11 protein-coding genes and 1 pseudogene are annotated in these 18,906 nt (G+C 46.5%); 3 read left to right on the forward strand and 9 right to left on the reverse strand.

Annotated elements, in window-relative coordinates:
- Positions 1–216: 216 nt before the first annotated feature.
- From NBH15_RS10580 to NBH15_RS10590, 3 genes and pseudogenes are all read right to left on the reverse strand, one after another.
- Positions 217–831, reverse strand: a pseudogene (locus NBH15_RS10580) (TolC family protein); the annotation flags it as partial.
- Positions 828–3,857, reverse strand: coding sequence for an efflux RND transporter permease subunit (locus NBH15_RS10585; protein WP_244050551.1), 3,030 nt, complete (start codon positions 3,855–3,857; stop codon positions 828–830). The gene NBH15_RS10585 and the pseudogene NBH15_RS10580, both read right to left, overlap by 4 nt.
- A gap of 8 nt (positions 3,858–3,865) precedes the next feature.
- Complete coding sequence (locus NBH15_RS10590) at positions 3,866–4,963, reverse strand: efflux RND transporter periplasmic adaptor subunit (RefSeq protein ID WP_250822630.1); 1,098 nt, start codon at positions 4,961–4,963, stop codon at positions 3,866–3,868.
- Positions 4,964–5,148: 185 nt separating this feature from the next.
- On the opposite strand from NBH15_RS10590, the gene NBH15_RS10595 reads away from it, so the two are divergent.
- The 3 genes from NBH15_RS10595 (at position 5,149) to NBH15_RS10605 (ending at position 12,414) form a co-directional block, all read left to right on the forward strand.
- Positions 5,149–5,385, forward strand: coding sequence for a DUF4248 domain-containing protein (locus tag NBH15_RS10595; RefSeq protein ID WP_122326986.1), 237 nt, complete (start codon positions 5,149–5,151; stop codon positions 5,383–5,385).
- Positions 5,386–5,455: 70 nt separating this feature from the next.
- Complete coding sequence (locus NBH15_RS10600) at positions 5,456–7,831, forward strand: DUF3987 domain-containing protein (RefSeq protein WP_128132846.1); 2,376 nt, start codon at positions 5,456–5,458, stop codon at positions 7,829–7,831.
- A gap of 485 nt (positions 7,832–8,316) precedes the next feature.
- Positions 8,317–12,414, forward strand: coding sequence for a DUF6383 domain-containing protein (locus tag NBH15_RS10605; RefSeq protein WP_250822674.1), 4,098 nt, complete (start codon positions 8,317–8,319; stop codon positions 12,412–12,414).
- Positions 12,415–13,159: 745 nt separating this feature from the next.
- On the opposite strand, the gene NBH15_RS10610 is transcribed toward NBH15_RS10605, so the two are convergent.
- From NBH15_RS10610 to dut, 6 genes are all read right to left on the reverse strand, one after another.
- Positions 13,160–13,711 (reverse strand): chromate transporter, encoded by a 552-nt coding sequence (locus NBH15_RS10610; RefSeq protein WP_009860140.1) that lies wholly within the window; start codon positions 13,709–13,711, stop codon positions 13,160–13,162.
- Between the two features lies 1 nt (position 13,712).
- Positions 13,713–14,243 (reverse strand): chromate transporter, encoded by a 531-nt coding sequence (locus NBH15_RS10615; protein WP_122326983.1) that lies wholly within the window; start codon positions 14,241–14,243, stop codon positions 13,713–13,715.
- A gap of 205 nt (positions 14,244–14,448) precedes the next feature.
- Positions 14,449–15,747 (reverse strand): murein hydrolase activator EnvC family protein, encoded by a 1,299-nt coding sequence (locus NBH15_RS10620; RefSeq protein ID WP_244050553.1) that lies wholly within the window; start codon positions 15,745–15,747, stop codon positions 14,449–14,451.
- 2 nt (positions 15,748–15,749) lie between these two features.
- Positions 15,750–16,628, reverse strand: coding sequence for a lipoprotein insertase outer membrane protein LolB1 (gene lolB1, locus NBH15_RS10625; protein WP_128132843.1), 879 nt, complete (start codon positions 16,626–16,628; stop codon positions 15,750–15,752).
- Positions 16,625–18,385 (reverse strand): tetratricopeptide repeat protein, encoded by a 1,761-nt coding sequence (locus tag NBH15_RS10630; RefSeq protein ID WP_244050554.1) that lies wholly within the window; start codon positions 18,383–18,385, stop codon positions 16,625–16,627. The genes lolB1 and NBH15_RS10630 overlap by 4 nt, the downstream gene beginning before the upstream one ends.
- A 63-nt stretch (positions 18,386–18,448) precedes the next feature.
- Positions 18,449–18,883: a dUTP diphosphatase gene (gene dut / locus NBH15_RS10635; RefSeq protein ID WP_128132842.1), complete on the reverse strand. Its 435-nt coding sequence runs from the start codon at positions 18,881–18,883 to the stop codon at positions 18,449–18,451.
- Between the last annotated feature and the right edge of the window lie 23 nt (positions 18,884–18,906).

An 18,906-nucleotide genomic window follows, 5' to 3' on the forward strand; every position in this document is an offset into this window, starting at 1 on the left:
AGTGAAATCCTTTGGATTCAAACTATATATATTTCTTTTTGACTGCATTTGTGATGTTTCTTCCAAAAAATTCTTTAACTCACTTATTATTTTTATATTTGAATCTGCCATTGGTTGTATCATAGATCATGGATTACTTGTTGTGTGGTAACTTTAAAGTAATTCTTTCTTTGATATTTCCAATGGCTTTTTTCGTTTTAAGGGTATTTTTTCTTAAATTGATGACATTGCGTTTGAACTGTCGGCGTTGAAGTCCACCTGCGCCTGTTGCAGGTCCATTCGCGAACCGGAACCGATATGATAGCGTTCTTCCGCAATACGGACACGCTCGCGGGAAAGGTCGAGGGATGAACGCAAGTTACGTAAACGGATATGCTGGCGGATCATATTATAATATTCGCCGGAAAGCGTAGCGACAAAATCTTCTATCGTCAGGCGGGTATCCAGTTCACCCATTTTTTTCAGTTCTTTCAGGCGGGCGTATTCGGTCTGGATGCCGAAACCGTCGAATACCGTCCAGTTTACGTTCAATCCGATATTCCCCGTTTCACTGTTCACTCCGTTTTCTTTTTCGGTCGTACCGTCAGATAGTTTGTTACGGTTATTGTTGACCGTACCACTGAATCCGCCGCTTAAATCTATTGTAGGCAGATAACCGGCGTTACCTTGTGTGGCATTATTATCACTGATCAGTTGCTCGTTACGTATGATGCGGATGGAATAGTTCCGTTCCAATCCGGTTTCGATACATTGTTTCAGGCTGTACACCTCCTGCGCTTTTGCACCTAAAGCCGTAGAAACAGCCAGTATCGTTATTAGGATTCTTCTCATATCTTTTTTGCTCTGTCTGTTGATATAAAACTATACATGGCGGGGACGATGAACAAGGTCAGGAAGGTCGAAACCAACATACCGCCGACAACGGCAACACCCATCGCAATACGTCCCTGTGCCCCTTCGCCACTGGCATATACCAGTGGAACCAATCCGAGGATCGTAGACACACTGGTCATCAGGATCGGACGCAGACGTTGTGTGGATGCCGAACGGATCGCTTCGGCCATACTCAACCCCGCCTCCTGGCGCTGGTTGGCAAACTCCACGATCAGGATACCGTTCTTCGCCACCAGACCGATCAGCATGATGATACCGATCTGGCTGAATATATTCATCGTGATACCCGAATAACTCATAAACATCAAGGCCCCTGCAATAGCCAGCGGCACGGTGAACATCACCACCAGCGGGTCTTTGAAACTCTCGAACTGGGCGGCGAGTACCAGATAGATCATCAGCAGCGCCAGGATCATGGCGAACATCAGACTGGAAGAACTCTCACGGAATTCCTTCGATTCGCCGGAAAGGGCGGTACGGAAACTGCCGTCGAGCGTCTCAGCCGCAATACGGTCCATTTCGTCCAGGCCGTCGCCGATGGTATAGCCTTTGTTCAGTCCGCTGGATACCGTCGCCGAAACGAAACGATTATAACGGTATAGCTGGGGCGGTGCCACGTCTTCAAGCAATGACACCATATTGTCCAGCTGGATCATCGAACCGTTGTCGCTGCGTACGTAAATCGACTTCAGGTCGAGCGGCGTGTTACGCTGCTGGCGGTTGATTTCGCCTAATATCTGATATTGTTTACCGTTCATATAGAAATACCCCATACGCTGCCCGCTCAGTGCATATTGCAATGTTTGGGCGATGTTGCGGGTACTGACGCCCAGCGAAGAAGCCTTGTCGCGGTCGATCTCGATGCGCGTTTCCGGCTTGGTGAATTTCAGGTTCACGTCCGCCATCTGGAATATAGGGCTTTCGTTGACCTTTTGCATGAAGGTAGGCAAGTGTTCCGCCAGTTTTTCCAGGCTGGGAGCTTGTAGTACATACTGTACCGGCATACCTCCGCGGCGTCCCCCGAAGGTGGACTGCTGCTGAACGAATGCACGTGCCTGAGTCTCTTTTCTCATGGCAGCCGATAGTTTTTCGGCTATTTCCATCTGTGAGCGTTCGCGTTCTTTTATGTCCGGCAGAATCACACTGATGTTGGCATTGCTGCTGGAAGCACGGTTCGTCAGGAATTTGCGTTCGGGGGCAATGGAATCGGCCAGTTCGGCTATCCGGTCGGAATAATCGCGGATGAATTCGAAGGTGGCACCCTCCTGGGCACGCATATTGATGGAGATGGAAGAGCGGTCTTCCAGCGGTGACAATTCGGAACGGATCGTTTTCCAGAAATATCCGATCGAACCGAACATGACAACCACGATCGGAATAGCCCACCATTTATGGCTCAGGAAATAATTGAGCGACCGGGAGTAAATAGTATTCAATCCTTCAAAGAAAGGTTCGGTCTTTACATACAGCCAGTTCTTCTTTTCCCGCTTGCGCAGTAATTTGGTGGCAAGCATCGGCGTGAAGGTCAGGGCGACAAACGAAGAGATCGTCACAGAACCGGCGATCACAATACTGAACTCCTTGAACAACCGTCCGGTCATCCCCTCCATAAATACGATCGGAAGGAATACGGATACCAGCGTAACGGTCGTTGAGATTACCGCAAAAAAGATTTCCTTCGAACCTTCGATACCCGCCTCTTTCGGATTCATCCCTTGTTCGATGCGGACATATATATTTTCGGCCACCACGATAGCGTCGTCTACCACCAGGCCGACCGAGAGCACGACTGCCAACATGGTCAATACGTTGATGGAGAAACCGGAGATATACATCACGAAGAAGGCGCCGACCAAGGATACCGGGATCACCACGCAAGGCACCAGCGTAACACGCCAGTCGCGCAGGAACAGGAAGATGATCAACACAACCAGCGCCAGCGCCACATAAATCGTCTCTTCCACCTCGTAGATGGAGGCACGGATAAAACGAGTATTGTCGTAGATCATTTCTATCGACACATCTTCGGGAAGGTCTTTCTTTAACTGTTCGATACGGTTGTAGGCCTCGTCGGCAATCTCGATATGATTCGCTCCCGGCTGGGGAACGATTACGCAGATAACCATCGGCTCACCGTTTTTACGCAGGATACTGCGCAAGTCTTCCGGGGCCAGTTCCGCCCGCCCGACATCTTTAAAGCGGACGATATTGTTTCCGTCTTCTTTGACAATCAGGTCGTCAAACTCTTTTGCCGTATGCATCAGTCCCAGTGTACGGATAGACAGGTCGATCGTATTCCCCTCGATACTGCCGGAAGGCAACTCCACGTTTTCCGCATCAACCGCGTTTTTCACGTCCAAAGGAGTAACCCCGTAACCCGCCATCTTGATCGGGTCGAGCCACAGGCGCATGGAGTAACGTTTTTGTCCCCAGATATCCACACCGCTCACATTGGAGATCGTCTGTAAACGTTCTTTCACCGTCAGTTCGGCGATTTCACTCAGTTCCATCAGCGAACGCCTGTTGCTCTGTACGCCGATCTGCATGATAGGGGTAGCATCGGCGTCGGCCTTCGATACGGTGGGAGGGTCGCAGTCGCGCGGCAGATAGCGTTGTGCACGCGACACCTTGTCGCGCACGTCGTTGGCAGCCGTTTCCATATCCACCGACAGTTCGAATTCGACGGTGATACGGCTGCTGCCCTGGCTACTGACACTGCTCAACGAACGGATACCCGGTATACCGTTGATATTCTGCTCCAACGGCTCCGTGATCTGGTTCATGATAACCTCGGCATTCGCTCCCGGATAGGATACGTTGACCGAGATAATAGGCTGGTCCACACTGGGGAACTCGCGAACCCCCAGGAACTTGTAGCCGATCATACCGAACAGCAGGATGACAAGCATCATTACCGTCGAAAGTACCGGCCTGTTTATACTGGTTTCCGATATATTTGCCATAGGGGAATTTAATACAGATTATCAATTGTTACTTGCATGCCGGTACGCAGCTGCATCACACCGGTAGTGATTAGTGTATCACCGGGTTGTACGCCATTAAGTACCTGTACATGGCTTTCCGTACGCAGGCCGATCTCTATTTCAGCGGGTTCAGCTACTCCGTTTTTATACAGGTAAACAACGTTCTTGCCCATTTCCGGAATCAGCGCTTCGCTCGGGATAGCCAGCGCATCCTTGATCTCACGCTTGGTGATCTCTACGGAAGTGTAACGGCCGGGGAAAATGCTTTCATTCGTATTGGGATACGTGGCACGCACCTTCAGGGTACGGGTCGTCATATCCATTTTACTTTCGACGGCATATACTTTCGCATTATAATCGCGCATGATACCGTTCGAATCTTCCAGGCGGAAGACGATCATCGTTCCGTTCTTCACATCGTTTGCATATCTTTCGGGAATGGAAAATTCGATTTTTAACGGAGATATTTTAGTCAGCTTGGTAATGACGGTTGTCGGAGAGACATAGGCCCCTTCGCTGACCGAGCGCAGACCGATGATCCCGTCGAAGGGAGCGCGCAGTTCGGTTTGCAGGATATTGGCTTTTACCAGGTCGATGTCGGCCATCAGCTTTTCATACTCAGTCGTTACCTGTTCGTAGGCCTCCTGGCTGACCGCATCTTTTTCCAGCAAGGTGCGCTGGCGGTATACCCTGTCTTTTGCCAACGGGATCTGGGCTTCCAGCTTCCTGAGCTGTGCCTGTAAAGGTTTATCGTTGATCTTGGCCAGCAGGTCGCCGGCTTTCACATGCGTTCCTTCACTGAAATAGATATTCACCACTTTCCCGGACGATTCGAAGGATAAGTCTACTTCTTCGTCGGGAATGATACTGCCTGTACTGATTACTTTGTCGGTCAGCGATTGGAATTTCAACACTTCGGCGTTAATGTTCAGCACTTGCTTCCGTGCGCCTGCTCCCGGTGCGGGAGCTACAACGGAATCCTTGCCTGATGCTGTCAACTGGTTCTTTATCTGTGGATAAATAATCATTCCTGCAATCATCAGGAAGATTGCGGCGGTAACGCCCCACTTCACTCTCTTCGTCATATTTTCAATGGTATCTACTTTAAAACTTATCAATAGGCATGTAAATATACACAACTCAATCGAGATATAGACAAACGGAATAAAAAAAGGTTTAATCGGTGGCGATAAATATCTCTTTTTTCTTGCATCTTATTGTATTATTCACTATATTTATACCATTGAATAACGCTTAAAATTTAAGACTTATGGAAGAAATGAAATACGAAAAAACAAATTACAAAAGAGCGTATGGAGTGACCGAATTCGCCCAATTGTATTTCCCGGGTCGTACACCGATGGTTGCCTATCAACGTATGTGGGAATGGATACGCACTTCGCGCGGGCTGAAAGCGAAACTGGAAGCTGCCGGATGGGTGAAATTCCAGAAACTTTACACACCTAAGCAGGTGGCGGTATTGATCGACCATCTGGGAGAACCTTAATGCACAGACCTTTTACGATCTGTTGCCAATAATCATCGCGGCATCCTGTCCGCCCTAAACACTTAGTACCATGAACATGGAATTAAACCAAACCGTTGAATGTACTTTCTTTGCTTCTGCGTTCAACGTCAACGATCTGCAAACAATAACTTTAGACCAGTACATCGACCAGATCAGAAGTAAAAAGTATGCCTCCGCTATCACCCGCCTCCGTGCCGAATATCTTGCCGGACATACGGAAGAAGGGGATAAGCGTAAAAAGAAACTTCCGCTGCTTGTTGCCGGAGGAATCATGAAAGGGGGACGAAAACGCGAACACCTGGTGCGTTACAGCCGTTGCATCATTGTCGATATCGACGGTGTGCCGACTTCGGCGGAAGATGTTCTCCGCCGGGCAGAGGGGTTGCCTTATGTCAAAGCCGGGCATATCAGTGCTTCGGGCAAAGGCGATAAACTTTTCATACTGGTGGACAGCGACCTCGACCTTCATCTGCCGGCTTTCGAAACCGTCTGCCGCAAGTTGGAAAACGACCTGCCCGGTATCGTGATCGATTACTGCGGGAAAGATCCTAACAGGGGATGCTTTGTCAGCTATGACCCTACTGCTTTTTATAAGGAAAAGTCCGAAGTCGTTCCTGTCAAGGTGGAAGCTCCGCCGGCACCACAGAAACATGCTCCGGCTTCAGCCATCCCGTCTTCCGACGGAGCGCTGGGTAATTACATGAATAAGTTTGAGACCGACAATTCTTTTTCTTCCGGCAATCGCCATACGTTTGTCATGAAACTTTCGGGGGCCTTGAACGCTGCCGGATTCGAAGAGACCGAAGTGAAAAGAGAATGCCTGAGCCGCTACGCCGAACCGGGTTTTACGGAAAAAGAGATTGCCGGTATCGTTTCGGATATCTATACCCGTTATCGTTCGTCCCACGGAAGCAACCCTTATTGCCCTCCCGAGCACCGGAAACCGCATCAAAAACTCAAAAGCCTCAAAAGTTTACCTGATCGTCCCGATAGCGAAGAAGCGGACGAATTTGAAGAGGAAGGCGTTGATATAGAACCGGATGAAACCCTTCTTCCTCCTTTTCGGGAAGAGTTTTTCCAGTCGTTGCCATCCCTTATCCGAGACATTCTGGCGTATGCCCGCGATGATACCGAGCGGAGCGTCCTTTTGTTGTCGTCGCTGGCCATGTTGAGCAGCGTAACGCCCCATGTGCAGGGTTCCTTTGCGAGGAAAGAGTATCAGGCACCTTTTTACGGAGTAGTGATCGGCGAATCCGGAAGCGGGAAGGGTTGTGTCGCCTCCCTTTTTAAGCTGATCGCTTCGTGGCAACGCTATGTGTACGACAATTCACGTTGCGAGGTGAAAGAATATCTGAAGAAAAAGGAAGAGTATGAATTGTATCAGAAATTACTGCTGCGTTCGGGAGGAAAGAAACCAACCGGACTGGCTCCCGAAAATCCGGAACCGGTAAAACAGATGAATCTGAATATCTCCGGTTATACCTCGTTGGCGCGGATGATCGAGCAACTGGAAACGAACAGCCATTATGCTTCCTGCCTGTTTGAAACCGAGATGGAGGCGGTGACCAACACACTGTTTCAGGATTATGGCAACTATGGTTATCTGCTGAACCAGGCGGCTCATCACGAACGGATCGGCAATTCCACCAAGACGAACGGTTCCCTGCTGGCTTCTTATCCGTTGCTGAGTATGTTGCTGACGGGTACGCCGGAGATGTTCCGTCGCCTGGTCCCTTCGGCGGAAAGTGGTTTGTTCAGCCGTTTGATGGTCTATAAGATTGCCGGGCATGGTGAATACCGTCCGCTTACTTCGGAAGATGACACTCCGGCGGCGGCCCATTATTTCGATAGCCTGGCGGAGCGGGTGCTGGATATCGGCGTACACCTGGACAAACATCCTACCTGGGTGCATTTCAGTGATACGCAGCGTAAACGGCTGAACCGTTATTTCAAACAAGAATATAATAATGTACGTGTGTTCGGGCATGAAGATGTGGCTTCCGCTGTGTTGCGTTACCGGTTGGCTATCTTTCGTATTGGGATGGTGCTCACGGCGATTCGCAAAGGGGAGACACTGAGTGAGGAAAAAGATTGGGTGATCCGTGACGATGATTTCGAAGTGGCTTTCCATATCGGTACGATCTGTTTGCAACACACCTATGTGGTGAGCACTTCCCTAAAGAGGAATAAAAAGGAGTTGCGTTATAAAATGCCTTTCATTTCGCAGAAAATCTTCGCCGAGATGCCGGTAAAATTCAAGCGTGCGGAGATTCGTGACGCGGGACATGTCCTCCTTCTAAGCAAATCTTCGGTCGACCGTTTATTGACTTCGGCTGAGAAAAACGGCTTAATCGTTTCATTAGGAGCTGGTTATTTTCATAAAACAACCATAGGCAGGGAGATTTCCGTGCCGATAATACCCTAGGAAATTTTTGAGGCTTTTGACGCAATTAACTGTAGTTAACAATCGCTTTCCCAAAACCACCTTTTCCCCCAATGGGTAGTAACTGGCCTGAAAACGAGTAGGCATCGGGGTTCTGACGGGTAGGCAGCCATTTTTGACGGGTAGGCACCGGATAGGATATTCCTGAAAGATGAAATTTGTATATGATTTGAAATATAAAGTATAGGTGGAAAATTGAATGACTAAAAAAAACGTTCCTTTTTTCTCGTCAGCAAAGGTACCACATTCTTTTAATCCTCCAATCATTTTCAAAATATTTTTTTCTTTCCTATATCCTTTCTTATCAACAGAATAGCAAAGTGAGTACGAAAATCGCTCTTTTGAACACAAAGATAAAAGAAGCGAAAAACAATGGCGAGAAAAAAGGAACGTTTTCTCTAGTCATTGTTATAGAATCAATCAAATTTGAGACATATAAATATAGTATTAATTTTAAATTTTTTCGTATGCGAAACTTTACTAAAACAAAAGTGCTAACTCTTAGCGCTATGTTGGTTTTGGGCTCAGCATCGGTATTTGGACAGGTTGAAAATGCTCCTGCATGGGATGCTGCCAAATACGCAGGTTTGACTGCTGCTCAAAAACCTATTTTGTATGAAGCTGAAGGTAATGACGTACTGCCGGGTTTCCCTGGTAAGGCTGTAAATGTAGATGGCAAGAAAGTTTGGGGTAATGGTGTTTATTTCCGTGCTTTTAATGGAACTGCTACTACAGCTAATGTATATTATCCCAATATTACCGAAAAGCCGACAAACAATTATACCACTACTACGGTATGGCAAAGTGGTACTGACTCTTTAGGAATCTTCTTGGGTGACAGTCAGAGTGGTGAGTTGATGTTCGATTTGTCAACTAAATATATGACAAATGTACGTGAACTGAAAGTTAAGTTAAGTGCTGAGAACTTCGGTTTGGCTGCAACTTCTTCTGCTGATTGGCATATTAAAATTGCTGTATTTGATTTGGAAGGTAATCCAGTAAAGAGAAGTGAAATATTGAAAAATGGTTCTGCTTCTGCTAATGCTGAATTTAAATCTGACGGTGCAATCTTTAAAACAGGTGCAGCTGATGTAGAAGATAAAGTAATCAATTTGTTCGATGTTGTAACAGATCCGATTACTGATGCAAGAATGTTTATTGAAGGTTCTTTGGATAATAAGTTGATCCAGGTGACCTTGTGGTCTGATTTTGTTGCCATTAAGGATGTAGAAGAAACTGGTTCTAAGAGCCATTTCGCTCCGGCATTGGTTGTTAGCGGTTTCCAGATGAATTTCGACGAACCGACTTTGGCTTTGACTGCCGATGTAACATCTTTTGAAGCAGGTTTAGGTTTAAAGAGCTGTACATCTGGTACTTTGGCGTTGAGCGCAGAAAATGTTAAGTTGCCTGCTAAAACAACTGCTGAAGATGCTTTTGTATGGACAAACGTAACAAATAACAACGATGTTGTTCGTGCTGAATTTGAAAAAGAATCAGTTGACGCTAAGTTGGAAGATGAAGTAACATATGATTTCCAACCGAAATCAATCGCTACTTTCTCTGGAAAATATGCTGCTAAGTTACCAGAAACAGATGTATTGAATCCTATCCGTTTGTCTGCTGAAACAGGATTAATTTCTGCAAACTCTGTTCCTGAATTAGCTTTCGCTAAAGATCATATCTTTTTTAATGAAAATTGCCAGACACAAGAAGTAGAAGTTGTGGGTAAGAATATTCCTGATCAGAAAACATATCCGATGGATTTCTTGGCATATGAAAAGATGACTTCTGATCAGTGGACTTCATATGGTAAAGTGAAAATAACTGACGGTATTAAATATTCTTCATGTGGTGTAATAGAAGAAGGTTCTAAATTGACTTTAGCGTTGAGAGAATGGACTAACGACATCACTCGTGAAGAAGCATGGAAAATCGCAGTGAATGCAGACTACAAACCGTTAGGTTTTGATGCTTATGGAAAATTCGGCTGGACATTGGCTGCAGCTAGAGTTGGTGCATTGTGGTTGACTTATGAAGGCGAAAACTTTGACGGTACAGTAGGTCGTTATACAGCCGACAATGTATTCTTCGCTCCTTATAATAAGAAAGATGCATTGGATAACTCTCGTTATGCTTCACGTGTTAAGAAATTGGTGTTGCATGGTAGCGAATTGAAACCTACAGGAAATGACGGTATCGCTAAAGTTCGTGTAACTTTACAGAATATTGCAAATGCAAACCAGAATGATACAGATAACCAGGAATTCCGTTTCAAATTGAGTGAAGATGGTGCTTGGGTAAATAACAATACGGATACATTGGAAATCAGCATCAATACATTGGACGATGCTAAGATGAAGCAGTTCCGTGAAGAAGGTCTTCCTATTTACGTACAGTTCGTTCCGAATAAGGATGGCTTCTTGGATCCTGAAAAAGCAAATGTAAAAGAATGGAATCCTGATACATATGAATTGCAAGTTTGGGCTGTAGGTGTTGAGTCTGAAAGCAATTGCCCGTTATGTGGTGTTGGTGTAGTTGCAGGTTTATATGGTGATACTCGTGCTAATCTGTGGAGTAATATCAATAACTTGAACCTTATCGACGAAATGCACAATTCTTATCGTCCTTCATTTGGTACAAATTTACCGAACTTAGTATATCCTGAATTCCAGAAATATTTTGGTAAGGTATATCAGGATGAATGTGATTACGTAAACCCATTGGCAGTAGACTCATTCTACGTAGCTGGTTACAACTTGGAAAAAGTAGTTAATGTAACTCGTAAAGCGAATGTAAGCGCATATCCGAATGCATTTACTTATGTAATCAAGGATATGTTGAATGGTGGTGCAGCTGTTGATAAACTGACTCCGAACCAATATGGTGAAGTGTTAGGTTTAGTGGTTGTAACATTCAATCAAGCTACTAAAAACGGAGCTATGCATAGAGCTGAAGATTTGTTCACTGTTAAGTCTAACGAAAATGTAATGACTTGGACAGACGGTGAATTGAATCCGTTAGAACAGTTTAATTATATGCATTATGTAAACGAAGGTGAAGTATATGGTTTCATTTACAAACCGGAAATTACAATTACTCCTGCTACAGATATCACAGCTAATGTAGATTCAAAAGCTGATGTGAAGGTTGTTATCGAAGGTAAAGAATTTAACCCGCTGACTGCAACAGAAGCTATTAAGGTTTCTTTGGGTACAGTAAATTATGATAACCCATTTACTTTGACAGCTCCGGCAAATGTAAAGGTTGATGTGAACGGTTCTTTCACTACTACTGCTACTGTTCACTATGCTCCGACTGCTGCTACAGCATGTGCAAAAGAAAATGTATTGATCGTAGAAGCTAACTGCTTAACGAATGATTTGGCAATTGCTGGAGAACCGACTGTTGGAGATGAACTTCCTGTATTGCAACCGATGGTACACGGTGATATCGACGGTGCAACAGCTGTCTTGAAATGGGAAGGTATTCCGGGTGCTGACTATTATGTAGTACAGGTAGGTCACTTGGCTCCGAAGAATACATCTAAGAATGTCTTCATGTCTGAAGTATTGGCTAAGAGTAAAGGTTCTAACCAGAATAGCGATATTTTGTCTGTAGAGTTGTTCAACGGTACAGGTAAAGTAATCAATCCTAAAATGATTGTTAACTATTATCTGAAAGTAGTTCGTACAGATAAAGCTGGTGACGAAGAAGTATATTATGGTCACTTCAAGAATACAACTATCAATACATTCAATCTGCAAGGCGGTTGGACAAACAGTGCTGTGATCATCAGTGAATTCCGTGATAAGAAGGGTACAGATGAAAACGCAGGTAACCTTGTAAACATCACAATTAGCGATCAGTATCGTTATAATGTATATCTGATGGAAGGTGAAAATCAGATCGACGTCTTCACATTCGGTGAAGCTGGTGCTCACTTAGCACGTAAGGCTTATAACGGTATGCCTGAAAACCAGGGTGAATTCAACATCACTGACTGGGAAACTATCAATACTTCTTTAGTTGATGGCAACGGTAATGCTTCTTATTGGTGGGAAGGGCCTGAAAACGTAGAGTTCAACTTGGTTGATGGTGCAGAATCTGTGAAAATTCATGCTGGTAACGAAGCTAACTATACGAAGGATGGCAAATACTTAACTGTAAATGTTAAGAACATGAAGCCGAATAGCTTGTATGATGTAACAGTTACAGCTTATCATCCTTGTCTGTTTGCTGATGGTAAAACTTTGTTAGCACAAGAATTCATTCCTACTTCTCAGTTCGTTGGTGATAATGTAGGTGAAATTGAAATCGAAGTTGGCAAGGAAGGTACTGTTACAGCTAACGATGAAATCAATGCTTCTGCTGTGAAGGTTGTTGCTGGCGAAGGTCAGATCACAATTGTTGGTGCAGCAGGCAAGAGAGTAGCTATCAACAATCTGCTGGGTCAGACAATTGCTAATACTGTTATCACTTCTGATGACGCTGTTATCAAAGCTCCTGCAGGTATAGTTGTAGTAGCTGTTGAAGGAGAAACAACAGTTAAAGCTATCGTAAAATAAGAAATTATTTATAATCAATAAATTAGAGTTGACTGCGCGATTCCGTAAGGAATTAATTAACCTGCGACAGGCGAACAAGTGGTCATATTAATACTAAAGTAATGAAATAAAGTTCTTCTGTTCTACCTCTGTGAAGAGTGAAAACAGACAAAAACAAAGCCCCGGCAGAATTTCCTGTCGGGGCTTTCGTATGAAATAGGAAACAAAACCGGATCACTGAAGAAAAGTTCTAAAGTACTCGTGATATACAATTGTAATCAGGGCAACCGTACCAAAAGGATGTTCCAAGGTAGAAATATTTGAGCTATCTATTTAAGTGACTGGTTGTACCTGTCTCCCCTCTTGAGAGGGGGTAGGGGGTGTGTTAAAGCCAGTCAATAAAACAAGCCTTGTTACAGGTTTATTTGCCGTCTGCTTCAGCTGACGGATTAGTCAGGGGTCTATCTCATTGGACTTTAGTCCCATTTCTTACAGGTTTCTATCTAAGAGACATGTGGCTGAAGCCAAAAGAGAGAAACAACTTGTAAACCGTCAGCTGAAGCAGACGGCAAATGAACCTGTAATAGTCTAGTGACTCTGATTAGGATGGTTGTATGGCGGGGATATGACACACCCCCTTCCCCCTCTCCAGAGGGGAGCCAGGTACAACCAGTTGCTATAAACAAACACTCATATTTGACAAGATCTGAAACAAGTTATTTGGGTGTGGTTGCCCTGGTCTGAGATATCTGAAAGCTATTTATAATTACCAATACAATATCAACCCCGCAACCCCAGCCAATGCAATCATCAGTATCGGATGGACCTTGAACTTCCAGGTAAGGATGAAGGCGGCACCGAAGATCAGGAAACTTTTGTAGTCGATGAAGTTCTCTTTGTTCATCAACATGAGTGCAGCGGCGGCGATCAGTCCGACTGTGGCCGGACGTAAGCCCGTAAAGGCGGCAACGACATATTTGTTGTTCTTGAACTTGGCAAAAAAGTAGGAGATGACCAGTACCAGTATGAACGACGGCAAACATACGGCAAATGTGGTCAGACAGGAACCGAGGACTGCCATAAAAGGAGAATATCCGGCATTATGTATGGCCGTATAGCCGATATAAGTCGCACTATTGATCCCGATCGGACCGGGTGTCATCTGAGAGATTGCGACAATGTCCGTGAACTCTTGCAGAGATATCCATTTATAGCGGTCTACTACATCTGCCTGTATCAGTGAGAGCATGGCATATCCGCCACCGAAACCGAAGATCCCGATCTTCAGGTAAACGTAAAGTAACTGTAACCAGATCATATCAATTCTTCTTTATCTTTAAACCATATACCAACCCGCCTGCAATGGCAACCAGGATGATCCATACCGGCGAAACGCCTCCTATCCAGATCAGCAACGCGGCTGCAACAGGGATAAGCATCGTGAGATAACTCAGTTTGATGGAACGTGCCGTAGTGATACAAGGCACGGCGATCAGCGCCACGACGGCGGGACGTAAGCCTTTGAATATCTTTTCAACCCATTCATTATCCTGCACGCGGGTGAAAAACGTGGCGATCAGCAGGATAATCAGGAAAGACGGTAGGATTGTTCCGAGTGCGCAAACTACACTCCCCATACTTTTTTTCAACTTGTAACCGACAAAGATGGAGATGTTTACAGCGAAGATACCCGGTAACGACTGGGCAACGGAGAAAAGGTCGATGAAATCTTCTTTCGACAGCCAGCCGCGGTCTACTACCTCCCGTTGTATCAATGGCAGCATTGCATAGCCACCGCCTATCGTCCCCACACCAATTTTCAGGAAAGTAAGAAAGAGTGTCAAATACATAATAAAACTTTTAAGTAGGAGGCAAAGGTACTTAATTGGATTGAAAAAAGGAAAATACAGAGCTACTCTTTGCCCAGGAGGATGAGATCGGCTAACCTTAGGGAGTTAGATCGACTAACCAACGGCAGTTAGGCTGTCTATCTGGAGAGAGTTAGACTAGCTAGCTGCCGTTGGTTAGTCGGTGCGCCTAAAATATGTTAACGGATCAATCCAGCCACGGTGCCGGGTTCAGCTTGGTCTTTTCTTTCCAAAGCTGGAAATGAAGGATGGTGGCATTGCCACTCTCCGTATCGGTGAATATCTTTCCGATAGTCTGACGGGTGCTGACTTTATCGCCTGCCTTTACATATACCTGGCTCAGGTTGCTGTAGACGGTCAGGTAATTACCATGACGTATGATGACGGAGTTATTGTAGCCGGGCACTACGAATACACGGGTTACCTCGCCATTGAAGACGGCACGGGCTTCGGCTCCGGGATTTGTCTGAATGTCGATACCGCTGTTGTTGGTGCGTACGTATTTCAGTTCCTGATGCTGTTGTTCGCCGAAGGTTCCGACGATCGTATAACGTCCGGCTACGGGGAAGGGCAGGCGGCCACGGTTGCCGGCGAAGTCGTCGGACAGTTTCTTTTCGGCGCGTGTCATGGCATAACCGCCTTTGGTATCGGCTACGCGTTCTTCCTGTACGGGTTCTTTGACCGGCTCTTTTCCTTCTGCTTTGGCCTTTTCGCGGGCACGGCGTTCACGTTCGCGGGTGGCCTTAGCTTCGGCTTCGGCACGGGCTATCTCTTCGGCAATCTGCTTTTCGATCTGACGGTTCAGGGCATTGGCTTGCTGTTGCTTCTTCCGGAGTTCTTCTTTCAGCTGCTTTTGTTTTTTGTTGAGTTGCTGTACTTCGGCTTTCTGGCTGCTTTCCTCGGTCTGGAGCTTTTGGCTCTCCTGTTCGCGGGTTCCCAGCAATGCGTTCTTTTCGGAACGTGTCTTTTCCAGTTCTTTCTGTTTGAGGGTGATCTCGGTTTGTTTGTCGATGATCTCGGTGGCCTGGTGCTTCTGCCAGTCGGCATATTCACGCAGGTAACGCATACGGCGCATGGATTGTGCGAAATTATCGGCGGAGAGGATAAAGAGCAGTTTATCCTGCGAACTGCGGCGTTTGTACAGGCTTTGTGCGGACTTGCCGTAGTTCTCACGTTTACTGCCTAGTTCTTTTTCCAGCTTGCTGATCTCACGGCGGGAAGCGGCTATCTGGTTATCCAGTTCGCCTAGTTCCTGGTTGAGCAGGCTGATCACCTTTTTACGGGAAAGGATCTGTTGTGAGAGCAGATTTAGCCGGTTGAGGGTGTTCTGGGCTGTTTGCGTCGTCTCTTGCAGTAACTGGTTTGTCATTTCGACTTCGGCCAGCGCTTTCTTTCGCTGTTCTTCAAGCTGTCTCACCCGGGCGGACTTCTGTCCGAAGGCGGTCAGGGCAGATAACATGAATATGACAAACCAAATGTACTTCATTTTTATTGCTGGCTGTTACTGATTGATTTTATGATTTGTGCAAAGGTAATACGTTTATACTTAGCCGGAATGGAGAAGTCCAGATTAACCGGAACATTTGTCTGGATGCGGGAGAAACGGAAAGCGATGCCTCCCTGCGACGAACCGTTTGCCAGGACCTGTACGTCCATCAGCATCGGGAAAGGCTGTCCTTCCGCCACGCGGAAATCGGAATAGTCCCATTGCAGGGCATATTGCTCGGACGGGTCGGTGATGTAGGTGGAAAGCAACTTCTCTTCGCCGTCGGCAAAGAAGGTGTAAAGCAGTCCCATCGTGTCTTTGACCTTGATCTCGGCAGTCGAGCCTTCCTGGTTCAGTTTGAAACGTTTGTACTGTTTGGAGTCTATCTCCTGTTTGCCGGGCAGGAAGATATGGTTGGTGAACAGTGCCTGGAGGTTATAAAAGTTAAATTCGATCGGTGTCTGGCCTTTCAGGTCGGCATAACGTTCGGCGACATACCGTTTGTTCATGCGGTCTACTACCTTTATGCTGTCGACGGTAAATTCGGCGCGGAAAACTTCGATCCCCAGGAATGGCTGTACGGATAGCTGGAAGGCGCTGTCCCTGACCATCTTCAGGTCGACACGCGAACTCATGTTGTTCTTGGCCGTTTTCAGTTCTGCATTCAGGCGTGCCGTCATCGTATTGAACTGAAAAGAATGTTCTTCCATGGCTTCAAAAAACTCGTCGTGTGCCTTGGCACTGCCGGAGGCTACCGTCCCGACTTTCTTTGATGTTTTACAGCCGGACAAGAACAGGATGATCAATAAGATAAAAGCTAAACTTACCCGTTCCCGTGCCTGACGCGGGATCGCGGGGACAAGAGTTGTTATCCTGCTCATTTTGCTTCCTCCTCTTCGATATATTTGCCTTCAATGATCTTGCGGTCGAGTATTTCGCTTTCTTTACCCATTTCGCGGGCTTTTTTCCATTGTTCTATGGCTTTGTCCTTGTCTCCTATCATATACAGGATGTCACCGTAATGGTCTACCAGTTCCGAACTTTTCGTCGTGTCTTTCTCCAGGGCGCTTTCGATGTAAATCTTGGCCAGGGTGTAGTTGCCCTGTACGAAGAATATCCATGCGTATGTATCCAGATAGGTCGCATTGTCCGGTTCGAGCTTGATGCACTGGGCGCTCATGCGTTCCGCCTTTTTCAGGTCTTTTTTATCCAGCGAAAGGAAATACGCGTAGTTGTTGAGGACAACGATGTTGTTGTCGTTGTATTTCAGTGCTTCGTCGTAAGCCTTGTATGTCTGGTCCATTTGTTTCATCTGATAGTAGATGTCGCCGATCTGTCCGTAGAAATCGGATTTAAGCCGGGGATTATCCGTCGGGATGATGTTGATACCTGCATAGTAGGTGTTCAGGGCTTCCTGGTATTTTTCCTGCTGATAATAAGCGATACCCAGATAGAAATAATATTCGGGTGCATCCGGGAATAGTTCCTGGCATTTAGTACAGATACGGATCACTTCGGGAATATCTTCGGCTTTCAGCGACATATTCAGCAGTTGTTGCCAGGCGGCGGCGTTTTCGGGCTCCATCTCTGTGATAAGTTGGAACTGGAAACGGGCTTCGTCTGTTTTCCCCTGGGCGATCAGCAGGCTACCGTACATCTGTTTCAGGTCGGTGTCTTCCGGATGTTGTTCAAGCAATGTCTGGAATAAGGCGTTGGCGCTGTCCGTCCCTTTCTTCGTCTGTTGCAACTTCAGGATATAACGGGAGAGGATGGCGACTTTGGTGTCTACGTCCAGTTTTTCATTGATCAGGGCATTGCGTATCTGCGTTTCGGCAGCATCCTTGTTGCCGGTCGCTTCGTAGTAGTTGGCCATAGAGACGATGTAGTAAGGGTTACCCGGGTCGATCTCATGGGCTTTCTGGTAGTAGGCGCGAGCCTTTATCGTGTCGTTCTTTTCCAGGTGAAGGTCACCCAGGATGATTTGGTAGCGGGCTTCCATCGGATATTTGATAGCCAGCTTTTCTATTTCGTTGAAAGCGGCATCCGATTGTTCCAGCTGGTTGTAGAGCTTGTATTTCTGCATGGAGAGCGCCTCGTTCATGCCGATGGACGATTCGAGGGCGTTGTAGGCGTCGATAGCCTTGCCGGTTTCGCCTTCCTGTGTCAGTGCTTCTGCCAGGTAATAGTTCAGTTCCGGTTTTCCGGGAAAGGCTTTTACCAGTTTCTCATATTCCTCGGCTGCTTCTCCGTACATGCCCAGGTTGCGGCTGATAGTAGCCAGTGCCATCCGGTAGGTGAAGTTGTCCGTGCTGTTGGCTACGGCGCGCTGTAACATCTCGACCGCCTTTTCCGGCCGGTTCATCTGCACATAGAACGATGAAAGTTCGTACAGTACAGGAGATGCCGTCGAGTCGATGGCCATGCAATGGTTGAAAGCGTCGAAAGCGGCATCGAACTTCCCGGCTGTTTTCAGGTTCAGCCCTTCGAAGAAGAAATAGTCGAATTTCCGTTGTTCGGCTTCACTTAATTCTTTTGCCTTGGTGGGAGTGTCTTTCCGGGTCTCTTCTGCATGCAAGGGGTTGGTTCCTGTCAGCAGGAGAAGTGAAAAGAGTATTCCGTATATTAGTTGTTTCAACATATGTTTGTATCTATGCTTTATTAATCAGTGTTGTTCCGGTAAGGTCCGGGTGTCGGACTGTCGTTATTTTTTTCCCGTGTGTCCGAAACCTCCGGCACCCCGTTCCGTATCGTCGAGGACTTCTACCGGTTTCCAGCTTATTTGGCTGTGGGTGGCGATAACCATCTGGCAGATACGCTCTCCGTCGTTCACGGTGAACGGCTCGGAAGAAAGGTTGACCAGAATGATTCCGATCTCACCCCGGTAATCCGCATCGATCGTTCCCGGCGTGTTCAGCAGGGTGATGCCGTGTTTCAATGCCAGGCCGCTGCGGGGGCGCATCTGTGCTTCGTAACCTTCGGGCAGGGCAATGTATAATCCGGTCGGGATCAGCTTGCGTTCTAATGGTTTCAGCACTACGGGCTCTGTCAGGTTTGCACGGATATCCATACCTGCCGACAATTCTGTTGCATAGGCAGGCAGTGGGTGATGTGATTTATTAATTATCTTTACTTCCATATTATATCTTGATTTTGAGGGAC

It is taken from the genome of Parabacteroides caeci, assembly GCF_023656795.1.
Taxonomy (GTDB): Bacteria; Bacteroidota; Bacteroidia; order Bacteroidales; family Tannerellaceae; genus Parabacteroides; species Parabacteroides segnis.

What these genes read in the sequence shown, in the direction of transcription:
- NBH15_RS10585 (WP_244050551.1), bottom strand. Translation starts at nt 3,857, where the DNA reads ATGGCAAATATATCGGAAACCAGTATAAACAGGCCGGTACTTTCGACG.
- NBH15_RS10590 (WP_250822630.1), bottom strand. Translation starts at nt 4,963, where the DNA reads ATGACGAAGAGAGTGAAGTGGGGCGTTACCGCCGCAATCTTCCTGATG.
- NBH15_RS10595 (WP_122326986.1), top strand. Translation starts at nt 5,149, where the DNA reads ATGGAAGAAATGAAATACGAAAAAACAAATTACAAAAGAGCGTATGGA.
- NBH15_RS10600 (WP_128132846.1), top strand. Translation starts at nt 5,456, where the DNA reads ATGAACATGGAATTAAACCAAACCGTTGAATGTACTTTCTTTGCTTCT.
- NBH15_RS10605 (WP_250822674.1), top strand. Translation starts at nt 8,317, where the DNA reads ATGCGAAACTTTACTAAAACAAAAGTGCTAACTCTTAGCGCTATGTTG.
- NBH15_RS10610 (WP_009860140.1), bottom strand. Translation starts at nt 13,711, where the DNA reads ATGATCTGGTTACAGTTACTTTACGTTTACCTGAAGATCGGGATCTTC.
- NBH15_RS10615 (WP_122326983.1), bottom strand. Translation starts at nt 14,243, where the DNA reads ATGTATTTGACACTCTTTCTTACTTTCCTGAAAATTGGTGTGGGGACG.
- NBH15_RS10620 (WP_244050553.1), bottom strand. Translation starts at nt 15,747, where the DNA reads ATGAAGTACATTTGGTTTGTCATATTCATGTTATCTGCCCTGACCGCC.
- lolB1 (WP_128132843.1), bottom strand. Translation starts at nt 16,628, where the DNA reads ATGAGCAGGATAACAACTCTTGTCCCCGCGATCCCGCGTCAGGCACGG.
- NBH15_RS10630 (WP_244050554.1), bottom strand. Translation starts at nt 18,385, where the DNA reads ATGTTGAAACAACTAATATACGGAATACTCTTTTCACTTCTCCTGCTG.
- dut (WP_128132842.1), bottom strand. Translation starts at nt 18,883, where the DNA reads ATGGAAGTAAAGATAATTAATAAATCACATCACCCACTGCCTGCCTAT.